The following is a 17,321-nucleotide window of genomic DNA, read 5'->3' on the forward strand; positions in this document are numbered from 1 at the left end:
TAAATAATAATAAAGTAATAAACTTCGAAATCAAAAAAATGAAGAAGGTGTTTGTATGTATAAAATAGGTGAAGCTTCAAAAATAACTAAAATATCATCTAGAATGCTTAGATATTATGATAAAGAAAATATATTGAAACCTAGTCACATAGAAAATAATGGATATAGGTACTATACAGAAGGAGACATTAGTATAATATCAAAAATAAAAAACTTAAGAAGATATGAGTTTTCTTATGAAGAAATAAAAGATATATTTGATAATAATAAATATGAAAATATAGATATATATATCAATAAGATTGAAGAACTAACAAAAAAAATAAATAAATATGGATATTTAATTTCAGAAATAGAAGAAAAGGTAAAATTTAAAGATACAATTATAAATAATTATGATGTTAATATTTGTGAAAGACAATCAGTTAATACCTTGTGCAAAAAAGCCATTATTACTTATAAAGAGATAGGAGAATTTATAGAATCTTGCTATAATACGATTTCAAAAAGCAAATCTAATAAAGTTGGATGCTATTATGTAATGTTCTACGATAATGAAAATATAGATGAAAATACATATGAAATAGAATATTATCAACCTATTATAGATAATAAAGAAATAAATGGATTCAATAATAAGGTAATTGAAAGTGGTACATATATTAGTACAATATGTTATGGAGATTATGAAAATTTAATTGATGCTTATAATGCTTTGTATAAGTGGGTTAAAAATAACGATTTTAAAGTTAAAGGAAATTTTATTGAAAAATATCTTGTAGATTCATTATTAACTCCCTTTAGCTATGAATTTATAACAGAAGTATCTATAAAAGTTTCAAAAGATTAGTTGACCTTGACACTATGATAACCTTTATACTTGAATTATAAAAATAGAGGAGGTTATTATGAATAAAATAATTTCAATGCTGGTATTACCATTATTATTGATGATGAGAGGATTTACAAAAGGTTATGAAAGTGAAAATATAAATCAAAATAATCAAAAAAAGTATTATATGACACTAGAAGATGAAGAACATGAAGGCACTTGGTTGCAATGGCCTCATAGTTATACTTATGGAAAAGAATATCAAAAGAGAATAGAAGATGTATGGGTAAAGATGACAAAGTCTTTAGTGGAAGGTGAGAATGTTCATATAGTAGCTTATAATAATAGTGAAAAAGATAGAATAGAGAATTTATTGAAAAAAGAAAACATTGACATGAGTTATGTAGATTTTTATATTCATAAAACTGATGATGTTTGGATAAGAGATAATGGTCCTATATTTGTATATGATGAGAGTGATGAAATTGTAATATTAGATTGGGGATTTAATGGTTGGGGAAGAAAAGAACCATATAGTAAATCAAATCAGATTCCTAAAAAGATAAGTGAAGACTTAGGAATTAAAAGTATAAATTTAAGCGAAGTAGTCTTAGAGGGTGGAGCAATAGAGCTTGATGGTAGTGGAACATTTTTAGCGACTAAAAGTTCTATAATAAATAAAAATAGAAATAAAAACTTAAGCCAAGGTGATATAGAAAAATATATAAGAAAATATTATGGAGTAGAAAAATTTATATGGTTAGATGGTGTAGTTGGAATAGATATAACAGATTTTCATATTGATGGATTTGCAAAATTTTATGATGAATCAACAATAATTACATTAAATAAAAAAGGATTGATAGACTGGGGATTAAAGCAAAAAGATATTAATATATTGTTGAATTCAACAAATGTAAAAGGGAAAAAATATAATTATGTATATCTACCACTTACGCAAAACAATGTTAAATTAAAAAATGGAAAAAAATTAGCATATCAAGGTTCATATATGAATTTTTATATAGGTAATAAAGTTGTATTAGTTCCAAATTATAATGACCCAAATGATAAAGTTGCGAATAAGATTATACAAGATTTATATCCTGATAGAAAAGTAATAGGAATAGATATAAGAGAGTTATATAAAGATGGTGGAATGACTCATTGTGTAACTCAACAACAACCTATAGCTGTAGTTAAAAATAGAGAGTAATAAAGTGTGATATGAATTAATATTGACAGCTTATTTATGAAAAAAAGATTCCTTAATGAGAAAAAATGAAATTAAAGAAGTTAGAAGAAAATTTTAAGAGTTCATAAGGAAATGATTAATAAAGCACATATAGTATTGTTGAATAAAGAAAAATGGAGTGGCAATTGTTTTGCCACCCATTCGCCACCATATTTTAAAATCGGTGGTAATTTGTATCTTTATATTTGTTTTTCATATTTCTAAAGTTTCTATAAGAGGATTATCACTAAATAATTTTAATAAATTTGTTTTTTTGTATCCTTTAGGTAACTTAGTATATATAACTATTTCTAACCAATCTCCATCAAGGCGTTTAATATTCATGTTTATAATTTCAATATTAGATTTCTTAAATTTCTCCTCAATATATTCTATCGAATCGCTTCTATTAGAAATCTTGAGCGAAACTTGTTCTGCTGTAGGGAGTTTCATCCATTTCCTATCTCTATGGAGTAATATCTGCACAATAACAATGATAATACTTGAAACAATACCTAATAAATATAATCCAGAGCCAATAGCAAGCCCTGTACCTGCTGTTGCCCATATACCAGCAGCTGTAGTAAGTCCACTTACTGATTGATTTCTAATAAATATTAATCCAGCTCCTAAGAAACCTATTCCACTGACAACTTGTGCTGCAACACGGGCTGGGTCTAGACCAATACCTGGAGTACCTACTATATCATTAAACCCATACTTAGAAACAATGATTATAAGCGCTGAACCTAATGCCACTATAAAATGAGTTCGTATTCCAGCTTCTTTTAGTCTATTTTTCCTTTCATATCCAATTAAAGCTCCACAGAAACCAGCAAGGATGATTCTTGCTATATACTCAAATTGAATTAGTATATGATTATTCATTTGTCTAGCACCCCTTTCTATATAATAATATATATACTATAATACTACATTTTTTATGTGGATATAGTAAAGTTTAAAATTTATATGATAGTTATATATGAATATAAAATAGATAAGAGTATTTTATATATATAAAAATGATAGAACGTATCTAATCTTAAATGATTAAAGAGCATACTTAAATAAGTTAAGTTTGCTCTTTTTAATATGGTAAATATTTTTATTTATAACAACTAGATAAAAAAATATCTGTATTTTTTATATCTGCAAAACTCTTCTGCAATGATGCCATGAATACTTGATGGACAGTGTTTGCATGAATTTCTACATCACCCCAAGATAAATTTTTTGTTGTACAGGCATCATCTATAAGAGTTATGTTGTATCCTAGTTTTTTTGCTGTTCTTACACTTGTATCAATGCACATATGACTCATCATTCCACAAATCACCAACTTAGTTATATTTTTTTCCTCAAGTACAGTGTGTAGGCTGGTTTGAAAAAAACTGTCTGGTGAATGTTTAATTATAATTTCTTCATTTGCCAGTGGAAAAACAGTTTCATTTATTTCTGAACCATAAGTGTGAGGAAGAAAAAAAGAAGCTGTTTTATCTGTTGATATATGTTGTACATGAATAACTGGTAAGTCATTTTTTCTAAAGAACAGCAATATCTTCTTTGCATTTTCAGCAGCTTTTTTTGATTCAAATAATTTACATTTTCCGTTTTTAAAATAATCATTCTGAATATCAATTAGTATTAAAGCTATAGACATGTTTATACCTCCTATATATCCTTATTATAATATTCATATAAAAAATGTAAATTACTTACTTTTTGGTATGTATAAAACTATTTATTATAACAAATTCCTTTGCTGTCTAGAACCCCTTGTTGACCATTTTCAAGCATATATTCTATACCTATTTCTTGCATTATTTCCACAGCTTTTAACATTTTTTTACCACGGTCAGTAAGAAAATATTCAACATGTAATGGATAACCAGGTGAACTTATCTTATCAATAATACCAAATTCATGTAGTTCTTTTAATTGTTGAATTAACATTTTTTGATTTATTCCCAAAATGCCATGTTCTAAGTCAGAAAATGTCTTATTAGACTGTCTTAATTCAAATACAAGGATAGTTTTCCATTTTCCTTTGATTATGTCATGTACAATTTCAAGAGGACATGTGTATTCATCTCTTATTTTCATAATATATCACCCCCATAAAATGATAATAAATTATATCACTTGTATTGTGATATGACAAATATATATGAATTGTATGTAAAGTTTATGGTTTATTAAGTTCTAAAATTCTTCTAGCGTAGTTCACATTTAATACACAAATAATTAGTAAGATATAAGTAAATAAACATATAAAATAACTATAGAAATTTAACTTTAAAATAATTTATGATAATTTAGAGGAGGAAAATATATGAATATATCAAGAAAAGCTATGAAAATAATAGAATTGGCACAAAGAATAGCAACCAAGAAAGGTATCTCAGTAGAAGAAGCTTGGAATGAAGCACTAACAGAATATAAAAATAAATATGAACACATTGCATAGATATTGAAAAAATGTAGCTTATTTAAAATATAAAATGACATATAATCTTTAATTGTATACTTTTACAAGAAATAAATTAGCTTACAATTCTAAATTATTTTTGAAAAATTAAGAATATTTGGTGGAATATAATGAATTTAAATGATACTATAAATTATAAGGTATATCATTATTAATGCAAAAGGAGGATATATACTTGATTGTAAAAATAGATAACACTTTAGAAAAAGAATTTTGGCAATATGTATCACATGAAGAAAGTTTAAACTTATTCATAATTGGATATGTTGAAAACTATGGATTTAGCTCCTACTCTCAAGATATATGGTCTCAAATGAAAGGAGGAAATATAACTTCTATAATATTAAAGAGTAAGTCAACACTTATAATTTATAGTCTAAAAAATGATTTTGATATAGAAGAGATGAAGTATCATATAAAAGATTTGGATGTAGAAAGTATAAGTGGAAAAAAGTGTGTAATGGATAGATTAATAAGTGGATATAAAGATTTCTATGAAAAACTAGATAATAAATTTTGCATATTAAAGGAAGTAAAAGAAATTGATTTCTCCAATATGAGTGAGTATAAAATAGAAAAGGCTCAGGAAAAAGATGTTGATGAAATAGGTAAACTTTTAAATAACTCAGATTATAAAGTAAGTAAAAATTACATAGAAGAAAGAAAAGAGCATTTAAAAGAAGGAAATGTAAGAGCATATTTTATTAAAAATAATGACATTATGATTAGCACTGCATCAACTGGTATGGAAACTAGTTTTTTGGCAATGGTAGTATCTGTAAGCACCGATAAAAAATATAGGGGAAAAGGATTTGCAAGTTATATAGTTTACAATTTAAGTAAAGACTTATTGTTGGAAGGAAAGGTACCATGTCTTTTTTACAATGATGACATAGCAGGTAAAATATATAAAAATATAGGATACAAAGAGATAAATGAATGGACAATCCTTTTTAAATAACTATAAAAAATAGTGAATTTTCGTGTCATTCATAATGTATCTTATACAACAGCTTAAACATTTGAAAGACGCTTGATTGATGGGGTTGTTGGTATTTATGGACTATTCATTTAAGCGGATTTTTCTTTGAAAATTGATTAAATGATGCTCCTATTCCACAAGTCCCTATAAAATTTGTGACATAGGAAAGGTCCAGCTACATTGAGTAACTGGGCCTAATTATCATATGTATGGTTATGTACAGACATGGTATAAGATGGAATTTTGTATGGCTCGAAAATAAATTTTTAAACTCTATCAGATTTTTTCATCATCATAATCCAATTTGAAATTGTATCTAAAACCAGTTTGCTATTTCCACAGTTACAGTGGTTACTAGCTTGTTCTGTTTCTGTCATAAGACGGAATGTAAGTGAGCGAACATTGGTAAGTAAATCAATCTCTTTACTAACAGTTCTATAATCAATGAAATGATCTTGCGTTGCACCCAAAATCAAAATGTCTTGTGTTATCTTTTTTGCAATAGGCTCTATTTGATAATCGTTGATTCTTTGAAAATACTCATAAGGTGTAGATGCTTCATATGCGTACATTCCATGATTTAACCCCCATACTACCAGACTATCACCACGCTTCATTTTTTGTTTTATTATGAAATTGATTAGCCATTTTGTTTTAAATTTTAGCAGTAAGTGAAGTAGTTTTTGCATTTTTATTGGTTGAGATCCAAGTATTACGTCTAATAAATTGGGGAATACAGACCAAGCCACCACTCGCTCAATTCGTTTTTCAAAGGCTGCTGCTCGTGGAGCAAGAAAACCTCCCAAGGAAGCACCTACGATGGTTACATTATCTAAATGAAAGTAGTCTAAAATTGCTTTTACAGGACGTTCCCATTGATAAGTAAAGTGTTTTTCCTGTAAACGCATCACGCCACCTTGACCAGGTCCCTCAAAAAGATAAACATAAAATCCCTGTGATGCAAGATAAAGCATCGGAAAAAAGAATTCTTCAAAGTAAGAATCATTTCCACCATGAAGCAATATAATGTCCTTTTTCTCTCCCTGTGCTTTTGCATACATCACAGGTAGGGTGATATTTTCATATGGCACATGAAAAATCTGTATAGTTCCATTTGAGAAATATTCAGAGTAGTATTCGTAAAATAGAGTAGTCGCTTTTTTGTAGGATTCTATTTTATCAGGGTCGCCATCGTACATAAAAAATTCACTCATACGATAGTAAGCAATGGCATTTTCTATGCGTTCATCTTGTTCGGCTTCTTGAGCCAGACATATAAGTTCTATTTTCCAACTTTCACTATCGACAATTTTAGAAGCGACTTTTTGTATATCTTCCAAGCGACCTCCGCCCCACATAATAACCCTGTTTAACTGAAAATTAAAATTGGCGTTTGTATTAAGGGAATATAAGCCTTTATTAAAAGAAATTTTATTTGTTTTCAATGTCATCACTCCTAAAAATATAATGCATAGAGATAAAGAGTAATCTTTATCCCTATGCATTTATTGTAACAAACATTAGAAATATTAACTTTCAAATAGACGCTATTGAGAGAAAAAATATATTCTACATTTTCCTGTAAGTTCACTTGCAGCAATGCCAAGATATTTTTTGCTGGAAGCGGAAAAATGAGAGGGCGAACTAAAACCTGCATCCATAGCAGCTGAGGTAATATCACCACTTTTTAATAATAACTCATAAGCCTTGCGAAGCTTTGATAAAGCCAAATAACTGTTTAGTGATATTCCCATTTGTTCTTTGAAAAGATGAGAAAATCGGCTTTTGGACAATTTTACTTCAGCACATATCTCAAAAAAGATTTGATTGTCAATGTGTGTGGACTTTAGAATATGATTCAATGCCCATTGTATTCTACTGTCTGTAAGAGATGAACTATGATAATTTAAATTCAATAGATGGAAAACTTGATTTGAAAAGTCAATATAGCTTTGGGGAAATCCCTTTGCCTGACAAGTGATATAAATTTTTTGTATTTGTTCAACTATGAGATTGTCTATAACGAAAAAAGGATAGCCTAGTAATTGATGTTGATTAAGATTTTGAGATAGCATGCTTGTGTCATCTATCAAGAAAACCAACATTTTATTATCTTTACTTGACACTGTATGTGCGACATTGGAATCTATAATAATCCCCTTACATTGTAATGCCTCGCCATTATCAAACATCACAGACAAGTTTCCAGATTGTGATATAATAATATGTTTTGCAAAGTGTTGATGAATAGTTGGTTGCTTATATTCTGTATCTAAAAATATATGGTTAATCATTACACAAATCGTAGTCATAGCGGTCAACTCCTCGTTTATAGGTTAGCATATTATACAGTTTTTAACAAGAAAGCCTAGTAATTGTATTTTTTGACACTGTAAATTATTACACAATATTGTTATACACATAGAATTTAATAGGTTATGCGCAAAGGGTGTAAAACGACTTTCAAATGCGATATAAGGAGAAATAACACCATTTTAGAGGATATTCAAGAGCCTTATTTTATGTAATAAAAAATAAAAAACTCCATTAAGAATTAAAGTATTTATAAATAGTTTTATTTTTACTATAATTCATGATGGAGTTTTTTTGAAATTAAAATATTATTTTTTATTACTTAGATAATCGAGCGTTTTAAGTTTATAACCTTCTTTTTCCCAATGTGTAAGTACTTCATCCAATATTTCAGTGTTTGTTGATGAATTTGGATGTAATAGAACTATTGCACCAGGATGTGTTCTTGAATAAATTTTGTTTTTAGCAAATTCATGAGTAGGCTGTTTCTTTTCATACCAATCTACATAAGCAAAACTCCAAAATATAGATTTATATCCTAAATCTTTTGTGTATTTCAAAGACTGTTCACTAAATTTTCCCATAGGTGGTCTAAAGTACTTAGGCATTTCTTTTCCAGTAACATCTTTGTATGCCTTTTCTACACTTGTAATTTCTTCTTTGAATTTTTCAAAATCTGTAATACCTGCCATTGATGGATGACTTTTTGAGTGATTACAAACTAAATGACCTTCTTTTTCCATACGTTTTATCAAATCTGGATTGCTTTTTATATAACTTTCAACTACGAAAAACTGTGCTTTAGCATTGTGTTTTTTCAGTGTATCTAATAATTTTGGAGTATTTCCACTTTCATATCCAGCATCAAATGATAGATATATAACTTTTTCATTAGGATTTCCTACATAATAAGAATCATATTTTTTAAAAAAATTTGCTTCTTTTATAGGAGATGGCTGTTTACCATCCTCTCTAGGATTAAAATACCAATCGTATTCATGGGTATCAAGTGTTGGGCTAGAGATTTGAGTTTTTGTTTTGTCTAATGATTTAAAGTTTATACTAGCAATTCCCAAAAGTATTAGAGCAAATGTTCCAATTAAAATGTATTTTTTTAGGCTATCTTTTTTCACAATTTCACCTCTTATTTAAAATTTCAAGTGTCTTTCTTACAATATAGTTTGAATATTTATAGTTAAAAATATTCATATATACAGATAATAAATTAAAGAAATTTGTTGTAAGATATATAAAATTAATATTAATTATATTAAATAAAGTACATATAAATGATAAAATATAAAGAGCAATCATTGTATATAAGTTAGACTTGTTTAACTTGAAGGGATATAAAAATGGATAATATAATAAGTGTATTGAATAATGTTGTTTTTTTAGATATAGAAATTAGTGGATTAGATTATCTAAATTCAGAAATTTTAGAAGTTGGAGCTGTTAAGGTTAAAGATTGGAAGATAGATACATATCAATCATTAATAAAAAATAAGTATGATGTACCTATAGAAGTATTTTCACTATGTAGTAATTTAAATAAAAGTGATTTAGAAACAGCTTATGAGATAGAAAAAGTCGAAGATAGACTTATAAATTTTGTAGAAGATAGCGTGATTATATGTCATGATTTAAGCTTGAAAAGAAAGTTTTTTGAGTATCATATGCCAAAGTTAAAAAATAAATTTATTGATTTAATTGAATTAGCAGTTATTTTAGAACCATATCATAAAGAGTATAGCTTGGAGTATTTAAAAAATAATTTAACCAACTATGATTATAAAGTAAAAAATAGAGCGTTGTCAGATGCAATTGATATCGTAAATATTGTAAATTGTCTTCTGGTAAGATTTAATAATTATGAAAAAACTACTCTAGAACCATTGAGTTTTAAAATAAATTCTTATCTTAAGAAGTTTAATCTTTTAACATGGGAATGGAGCAAATTTTTAGAAGAGGCAAACTATGATTTATCAGATAATATAAATATAAAAAAAGAATATAAAGAATTTAACTCAAAGGAAGAGAAGAAAAAAGAAAGAGAAACCTTAAAAATTTTAAATGAGGAAGAAAAAAATTATGAAGAATTATTAAAATACAAAACCATATGGGAGAATAAAGAAGGATTTACATATGAGTATAGATCAGGTCAGTATGAGCTTACCAAAACAATAAGAGAGTTGTTTAGAAATAATGAAGATGAAGAAAAAATTGCATGTATAGAAGCGCCAACTGGTATAGGTAAAAGTGTAGGATATTTATTACCTGCGATATTAGAAGCTAGAATTAATAAAAAAAGGTTGTTAATTTCTACTGATACAAAGGAATTACAGATACAATTAATAAATAAAGATATTCCAAATGTGTTAGATTCTTTAGGTCTAAATGGAAAAGTAAGTTATGGATATATAAAAGGAAAAAATAACTATATTTGCATAGATAGACTGGAAGCATATATAGCAGACTATGAGTCTCAAGAACCTACTAAGGGAGAAATATTATCTTTAATATTTTTAGAGAGATTAGTTGAAGGTGGTAAACATGGAGATATAGAAGAAATAAATTATTGGGTGTTGGATAATTTTAAGGAAATAAATGTACACCTAAGAAATATAAGTTGTGACCCAAACATGTGTAGACCTAAAAAGTGTAAAAAAGATTGCCTATATAAGAAAAGGACAGAAGAATTGAAAGAAGAACATATAACAGTAGTAAACCATTCTTTATTAGCTAAATGGCCATATAAAGATGAAAAACCTCTAGAACATATAATAGTAGATGAAGCACATAATTTGACTGAAAAGGGATATGATTTCTTTTCAAGCATTATAAATTCAAAGTCTTTAAGATATTTATTGCAAGAAATTTATCCATATGAATTCATTCAAGATAGTAGCTTCATATATAAAAAATATAGTAAAAATATGAGAAAAATAAAGGCTTTTGATAAATTTTATCATATATTAAAAATTGAAAGAAAAGATAAACAAAAAATTGCTAGAAGTATAAATCTTATTCTTGAAGAGATAGATTCAATATTAGACTTTGGTAGCTGTAATGAATATAATAGTGTAAGCAATTATAATTTAAGATGGGAATTAAATCTGCAAATAGATGAAATTGTGGGAAAACTAAAAAAAGATGGCATAGATACTGAAATAAGTTATAGATTGTATAGTGAAAAGATAAAATCAAGTTGTGAAAAAATAATAAAAAATTTAGTTGTAATAATAATAACAATTTATAGAAATATTGATGATGATAATATAGATAAAGAAACCGACATATATAAATTTGGAAAAGCAAAGGCTAGAGACTTAGAGGATATAAAAATTATATTTGAAATATTTTTAGAATATGATGAAAAGGATGATTATGCAAGGATAGTTGAAATTGATAAAAGTTATAATGATTTTGAATTTAGAGTAGTTCCATTAAAAATAGCAGATTTATTTGAAGAAAATATTTTATCTCAATTAGAAAAAGGAATATTTTTATCTGCAACCTTGAGTTTATCTGAAAATATGTCTTATTTTAAAAATACATTAGGAATAGATAGGGTTAAGAATGTAGAAAAGATTATAGAGCCAATTTTTGATTATAAAAATATGGTATCTGTAGTTGCTTTCTCTGATATATGTGAGTATAGAAATACTGAATTTCCAAATGAAATGAGTAAAATTATATCTAATATATCACAAATTACAGAAGGTCATACACTAGCTCTTTTTAATAGTAAAGACAGACAAGAAAAGACTTATGAAATATTGAAAAAATATTTACATGGTTTTAATTTAGAAATTTATGCTGATAAAAAGGGTATTAGACATCTTAATGATTTGAATCGAAAGTGTGTAGTACTTGGTTCAAAAGGATGTTTTGAGGGCGTAGATATTCCAGGAGATGGTTTGGTTTGTGTAACTTTAGACAAGCTTCCAAATCTAAATCCCAAAGACCCTTTGTATTTTACTATAATGAAGAAGTATAATATAGATTACTACACCATAAATTACCCTCAAATGACCATAAAAGTAAAACAAGCTATGGGAAGAATTTTAAGAAGTAAATACGACTATGGATGTTTTGTGATTTTTGATGTAGGAACTAATATAAGTGTACTGAAGAGATTGGAGAAAGATTTGCATGGTTGTAAAATTTCAAAGATGAAAAGTAATGAATTTTATACTTATGTAAAGCAACATTTAAATAAATCTAGAAGTTTGATACTAAAATCTGTTATATTTGATACTGTAAAAGCGTTAAATGTCGATGCTAGAATAGATAATAATGATGTTGATAAGGATATCATAAGAAAAGACATGAATGAAAATATAAGACAAAGAGCTATAAAAGGGGAAGTGTATTATATAGATATTATAAACAAAGATATGAAAGTAAAGTATTTTGATAAGAGCTATCTGATAAATTTAGACATATTTATGAGAGAAGAACATAAAAACTAAGCGTGGGAGTGATATATTTGGCAAAACAAAAGTTTTATGCTGTAAAAAAGGGTAAAAGTATAGGCGTATATAATACATGGGATGAGTGCAAAAAACAGGTGAATGGATTTTCAGGAGCTGAATATAAGAGTTTTCCTACTTTACAAGAAGCAAAAGAGTATATTTATGGGTCAGAAAAATTGAACTTTAAAGAAGATGAAGAATTTATAGAAGCATATGTAGATGGAAGCTATGAACATTCAATAAAGATGTATGGTTCTGGTGTTGTGATTTTAAAAAATAATGAAGTTATAAAAACATATAGTGAAAAAGGAAAAGAGGAAACTCTTGTAGGAATGAGAAACGTAGCTGGAGAAATAGAGGCTTCTAAAATTGCAATGCAATACTGTATTGAGAATAATATTCAAAACCTGATTTTATATTTTGACTATGAAGGTATTGAAAAGTGGTGTACTGGAGTTTGGAAAACAAATAAAGAAGGAACTATAGCATATAAAAATTTTTATGACAGTATTAAAAATAAATTAAATGTGAAATTTACAAAGGTTAAAGCTCACTCTGGAAATAAATATAATGAAGAAGCTGATAAATTAGCAAAAAAAGCTATTGGTGTATAACAAAAAATTGTTGATATATAGTAAGTTGTCATAAGTATAGATTTAAATTCTTAAGTTATAATTAAAAAAGCAGAATTGTATTATAGCAAAATAAGCATCTAATTTATAAATAATCAATAGTATTATTAATTAGATATAGTTTATTTAATATAATACAATCTGCTTCTTTCATACAATAAAACTATAAAATTTCTTACATTCTGTTAGAATTGACCATATATACCTTCAAGTTCTTCCTTTAATACCTCAGGGTCATTTATACCAATTGACATAGTTCTAGCCAATATATTTGCTTGGTCATAAGTTGATGTCCATGAAAATACACCACCTAGACAATTTCTGAGAACATATTGAGTTTTTAAGAAGATGGATAAGGAATCATCATAGGACATTGCAAACTCTCCATCCCTAACTAAATATGGAACTTGAGCAACATTATCAAATCTATATTCATACCCGTTTTTATTTATATAATCTCTTCTAAGTTCATCATAAGTTCTTGTTATAGTAGCACCTAATCTTCCGTAAAATGGTATGCCAAGAAGTATTTTTTCAGAAGGCATTCCAGCATTTTCAAGATTTCTTACCATTATATCAACGCTATATCCTGGTAAAGATAAATCAGATTCAAAAAGATTTGCTTGATGTTTTCTACCATTTGGACCTGTCTCACCTGCTGTAAAATCATAACTCATAAGATTAAAATAATCTATTATTGGTGCTATTTTATCTATTTCAGCACTTGAATTTATATATCCTCTATCTCCTGTTCCAGCCACACTAAGCCATTTTTCATCTCCTATAACATCTCTTATGGCTGTCAATAAAAGTGTAAAGTTTTCTCTATCCTGAGGTCTTGATACTATTCCAGATGCACTACTTCCAGGATATTCCCAGTCTATATCAACTCCGTCTAAAGCATATTCATTTATCATCTGATTAACCTGTCTTGCAAAATTATATCTAGATGTAGGAGTTAATGCTGCATCAGAGAAGCCCTCAGCTCCCCAACCTCCGATAGCTACAATTACTTTTAAGCTAGGTTTTTCACCTTTAAGAGCAAGTAATTGATTTAAAAATCTAGGATAAGGAATAAATAAATTGCCAGACTGGTCTATCTCTGCAAAGGCAAAGATAACTGCATCCAATAGTTGAGCATCTACATTAGTCGGATTACCAAGAACATATTCTGCCACAATTGGACTTATATCTGGACAATTTGCATTTTCAACTATTGGATTGTATGGGTCTGTTATTTGTGGTCTAGCTAATTTTTTTGAATCTTTCAAAGTCTTCATAGCTATTTTTTTAGTATTTTTTTCACTAGTATAATCATAGTTTTTATAATTTTGTTTATAAAAATCTTCATAACTACTATCTTCTTTATCGTAGTTATAATTTATTGCATCACAAGATTTATCTTTGAGTTTGCTTTGTTTAGAGTTAGAAGTTTTATTGGTATTTTTAGTGTGCTTCTGTTCACAGTTACAATCTTTTTTAATATCATTGTTGTGATTTTCTTTACAATCATGAGTTTTATTCATATAGTCAGTATTTTTATTCTCGCAATCAGATTTATTTTCAATGTTTTTAGTATGTTCTGTATTCCAGCTACAATTATTATCAATCTTCTTATTTAATTCTTCGTCATTATAATTATCTGGTACAAAACATAAGTACCAGTCCATGCAGGAATATTTCTTATTACAGCTGTTAACCCTATTTTTTAATTCTTTATAGTTTTTAGGATATGGTAGAATCACTGGCATACCAGGAAACCAGTTTGCAGGTGTAACGATGTTGTCTCTATCACTAGTTTGAAGAGCATCTACTATTCTAAGTATTTCTGGGATATTTCTTCCTGTAGTCAGTGGATAATAAAGAATCGTTCTTAAAATTTGATTATTATCTATAATAAATACAGAACGAACAGTTGATGTATCACTCATTGGTTTTGATATCATACCATATAATTTTGCAATTCTCATATCTCTGTCTTCTATAATAGGAAATGGTATTTCTACACCTGTAAGTAAAGAGATATTGTACATCCAAGCAAGATGTGAACTATTGCTATCAACGCTTAGACCAATTAATTCCGTATTTCTTTTTTTAAATTCGTCATAATATTTAGCAAAACACAAAAATTCTGTAGTACAAACTGGTGTAAAATCACCAGGATGTGAAAATAAAACAATCCAATTACCTTTATAATCAGAGAGTCTAATAGGGCCGTTTGTTGTATTGGCTTTAAAATCAGGAGCCTTTGATCCTAAACTTGGCAAATTTGGCATGTAAATCACCCCTCAATAAATTATCATTTATTTTATTCTATTAATTAATAGAGATTAGTGTTACTACTTTATTAAAAATTAAGGAATCCTAATGTCAAAAAAAGATATTTATTAAAAATATTTAATATTTTCCTAACATAAATGACAATAGTAATTGCTATTTTTTTACTAATTTGGTATAGTAATGGATAAGGGGTAGTGTCAATATTAGCGATTATACGAGGTGATTGAATTGAAAAAAATTCTAAGAATTTTAGTTATCTCCATGATGATATGTTTTGCAATGACTTTTGCATTAGTATTAATAAATTCAGTTATGGGAGTACATATAGGATTGGATTATTACTTTTTGATGGGAAGTGTACTTACAGTTTGTTTAACAACTGGAATTGTTTTATGCAATGCTAGAAAAATATTTGATAATAAAACTATACATAAAACAAGAATGAAAAATGTCAATGCTAATAAAAAACAGAAAAGTCATTCTAGAGATATAAACAGAAAGATATCATAATTTATGTAAAGGAAATATTTATGTATAAAATAATGATTGATAGGTAAAATAAAAACACGATTTAACTTGTGTTTTTATTTTTTTTCAAGAATTATGATATAATAACCAATAAGAAATTTAGTTTACCATAAAATATAAATATTGCTAAATGGAGAGGGAACTATAATGAATTTTAGAGATTTATTTGAAAAAGCTGTAGATTTTATTGATGAAAAAAGAAAGTCTATAGTTGCAATTTCATTATCAGTATTAGGCGTAATTGTTTTAATGATAGTATTTTTCTTAAGTAGTAATGAATTTAGTGTAGGAAATGAAGCTAATGAGTTGTTGAAAATTATAGACAAAAGACAGTATTCTGTAGCTGTTGATTACTATGCAAGCATAGAAAAGAAGTTTTCTGACTCGAAAATGGAAAGATTCAATAAGTCTGTTTCTAAAAAAATAAACAAATTGTTATTAAACAGTGGAGATAAATATTTAGATGGAGATATAAGTCAAGAAAGTTTTATTGGATTAATAAATACAGTAAAAGAGTTAAATAAAATAAATATAGATATGGATGATTTATTAGTTCAGGCTGATAGAGTTAAGGAAATGTATAAGGAAGAGAATACTACTTATGATATTGCCATTAATTACATAAACACTGTTTCGATATTAAATGGCGTGGGTAGTAATTTAGATGTATACAAACAGAATATAGAAACAATCAAGGAATCTAGAGATGTTTATGATTCTGCAGTCAAAGACCAAAAGGTCTATAAGTATTATGAAGCTATTGAAAAGTATAATAAAGTATTAAAAGAAGATGAGAAGTATTATAATATGGCTCAAAATGCTAAAAAGCAATGCATTGAGGAAATGTATGATTACTATATAAGTAAAGCTGAAGAGGCAAACACTTCTGGAGACTATGAAAGAGCATTACAGTATATAGAGTATTTAAAAGAAGACTATTCAGATGATGAAAAGGTACAAAGTTTAGAGAAAAAATATAAAAAGAATTTATCATTGTATACTTTAACATCTGATGACATTATAAATGTAATATCCAAAAAAAGTGGCAAAGACAAGTCAAATCTATCTATAAACTCACTTCCACAAATGATAAAAAATAATAAATACTATTATGCCGAAGTATATGAATATGATAAATTAATAAATGAGGTATTAGTGAGTGCAAAAACTAAAGATTTATATTCATATAAAGATGGTAAAAAAGATTACAAAGTAGACTATGGAGATGGGTACTTTAGAGTATTAGAGGATGGAAGCTATCAATTTGGTATTACTAAAGATAAAGCTAAGTTTGTATTAACTAATACTCTTGATGAAAAAGAAAATAAATATAAAAAGGTTGAGATATTAGATATAGAGAAAGCTGACAGATATGTAAAAAGTAAAAAAACTTTAGAAGAATTATTTGGAAAATATAAAAATATTTATTATTATGCTGTAGTAAACAAAGGATTGTTTAAAGGTAAAGAGGTTTACGCGGTTAATATTTACAATGAAAAAATATATGCCATATCAGAAAAAGGTCTAAATGAATATTAATTAATTATATTA

At 27.2% G+C, this 17,321-nt stretch carries 15 protein-coding genes; 8 read left to right on the forward strand and 7 right to left on the reverse strand.

What is annotated here, in order from left to right; all coding sequences use genetic code 11:
- The first annotated feature begins 55 nt into the window (after window positions 1-55).
- Window positions 56-850: a MerR family transcriptional regulator gene (locus tag ACTG44_RS07455; RefSeq protein ID WP_479920085.1), complete on the forward strand. Its 795-nt coding sequence runs from the start codon at window positions 56-58 to the stop codon at window positions 848-850.
- Window positions 851-908: 58 nt separating this feature from the next.
- The gene (locus ACTG44_RS07460; protein WP_479921524.1) at window positions 909-2,048 is read left to right on the forward strand and encodes an agmatine deiminase family protein; all 1,140 of its coding nucleotides are present in this window, start codon (window positions 909-911) and stop codon (window positions 2,046-2,048) included.
- A 231-nt stretch (window positions 2,049-2,279) separates the two neighbouring features.
- On the opposite strand, the gene ACTG44_RS07465 is transcribed toward ACTG44_RS07460, so the two are convergent.
- The 3 genes from ACTG44_RS07465 to ACTG44_RS07475 form a co-directional block, all read right to left on the reverse strand.
- Window positions 2,280-2,954 carry an MgtC/SapB family protein gene (locus ACTG44_RS07465; RefSeq protein ID WP_021384200.1) on the reverse strand — a complete coding sequence of 225 codons (675 nt, stop codon included), beginning with the start codon at window positions 2,952-2,954 and terminating at the stop codon, window positions 2,280-2,282.
- 220 nt (window positions 2,955-3,174) lie between these two features.
- Window positions 3,175-3,729, reverse strand: a complete 555-nt coding sequence (locus ACTG44_RS07470; RefSeq protein WP_479921525.1) for a cysteine hydrolase family protein — start codon at window positions 3,727-3,729, stop codon at window positions 3,175-3,177.
- A gap of 77 nt (window positions 3,730-3,806) precedes the next feature.
- Window positions 3,807-4,172, reverse strand: coding sequence for a winged helix-turn-helix transcriptional regulator (locus tag ACTG44_RS07475; RefSeq protein ID WP_479921526.1), 366 nt, complete (start codon window positions 4,170-4,172; stop codon window positions 3,807-3,809).
- Window positions 4,173-4,401: 229 nt separating this feature from the next.
- On the opposite strand from ACTG44_RS07475, the gene ACTG44_RS07480 reads away from it, so the two are divergent.
- The gene (locus tag ACTG44_RS07480) at window positions 4,402-4,536 is read left to right on the forward strand and encodes a hypothetical protein (protein ID WP_021384195.1); all 135 of its coding nucleotides are present in this window, start codon (window positions 4,402-4,404) and stop codon (window positions 4,534-4,536) included.
- 196 nt (window positions 4,537-4,732) lie between these two features.
- On the forward strand, window positions 4,733-5,518 hold the full coding sequence (locus ACTG44_RS07485; RefSeq protein ID WP_479920089.1) for a GNAT family N-acetyltransferase: 786 nt from the start codon (window positions 4,733-4,735) through the stop codon (window positions 5,516-5,518).
- Between the two features lie 287 nt (window positions 5,519-5,805).
- Here the strand turns inward: ACTG44_RS07485 and ACTG44_RS07490 are convergent, their stop codons facing one another.
- The 3 genes from ACTG44_RS07490 to pdaA form a co-directional block, all read right to left on the reverse strand.
- Window positions 5,806-6,990, reverse strand: coding sequence for an alpha/beta hydrolase family protein (locus tag ACTG44_RS07490; protein WP_479921527.1), 1,185 nt, complete (start codon window positions 6,988-6,990; stop codon window positions 5,806-5,808).
- 96 nt (window positions 6,991-7,086) lie between these two features.
- Complete coding sequence (locus ACTG44_RS07495) at window positions 7,087-7,851, reverse strand: helix-turn-helix domain-containing protein (RefSeq protein WP_479921528.1); 765 nt, start codon at window positions 7,849-7,851, stop codon at window positions 7,087-7,089.
- 309 nt (window positions 7,852-8,160) lie between these two features.
- A complete protein-coding gene (gene pdaA / locus ACTG44_RS07500) occupies window positions 8,161-8,985 on the reverse strand; it encodes a delta-lactam-biosynthetic de-N-acetylase (RefSeq protein ID WP_021384202.1) in 825 nt (274 codons plus the stop codon).
- Window positions 8,986-9,207: 222 nt separating this feature from the next.
- On the opposite strand from pdaA, the gene ACTG44_RS07505 reads away from it, so the two are divergent.
- A complete protein-coding gene (locus ACTG44_RS07505; RefSeq protein WP_479921529.1) occupies window positions 9,208-12,327 on the forward strand; it encodes a helicase C-terminal domain-containing protein in 3,120 nt (1,039 codons plus the stop codon).
- A gap of 17 nt (window positions 12,328-12,344) precedes the next feature.
- Window positions 12,345-12,944: a ribonuclease H1 domain-containing protein gene (locus ACTG44_RS07510; protein ID WP_479921530.1), complete on the forward strand. Its 600-nt coding sequence runs from the start codon at window positions 12,345-12,347 to the stop codon at window positions 12,942-12,944.
- Window positions 12,945-13,147: 203 nt separating this feature from the next.
- Here ACTG44_RS07510 and ACTG44_RS07515 read toward each other — a convergent pair whose 3' ends face one another.
- A complete protein-coding gene (locus ACTG44_RS07515; RefSeq protein WP_021384223.1) occupies window positions 13,148-15,238 on the reverse strand; it encodes a peroxiredoxin in 2,091 nt (696 codons plus the stop codon).
- 265 nt (window positions 15,239-15,503) lie between these two features.
- Here ACTG44_RS07515 and ACTG44_RS07520 point away from each other — a divergent pair, with 265 nt between their 5' ends.
- On the forward strand, window positions 15,504-15,752 hold the full coding sequence (locus tag ACTG44_RS07520; RefSeq protein WP_044213175.1) for a hypothetical protein: 249 nt from the start codon (window positions 15,504-15,506) through the stop codon (window positions 15,750-15,752).
- A gap of 165 nt (window positions 15,753-15,917) precedes the next feature.
- Complete coding sequence (locus tag ACTG44_RS07525; RefSeq protein WP_021384184.1) at window positions 15,918-17,309, forward strand: hypothetical protein; 1,392 nt, start codon at window positions 15,918-15,920, stop codon at window positions 17,307-17,309.
- Window positions 17,310-17,321: the final 12 nt, after the last annotated feature.

It is taken from the genome of Clostridioides sp. LIBA-2809 (assembly GCF_056688965.1).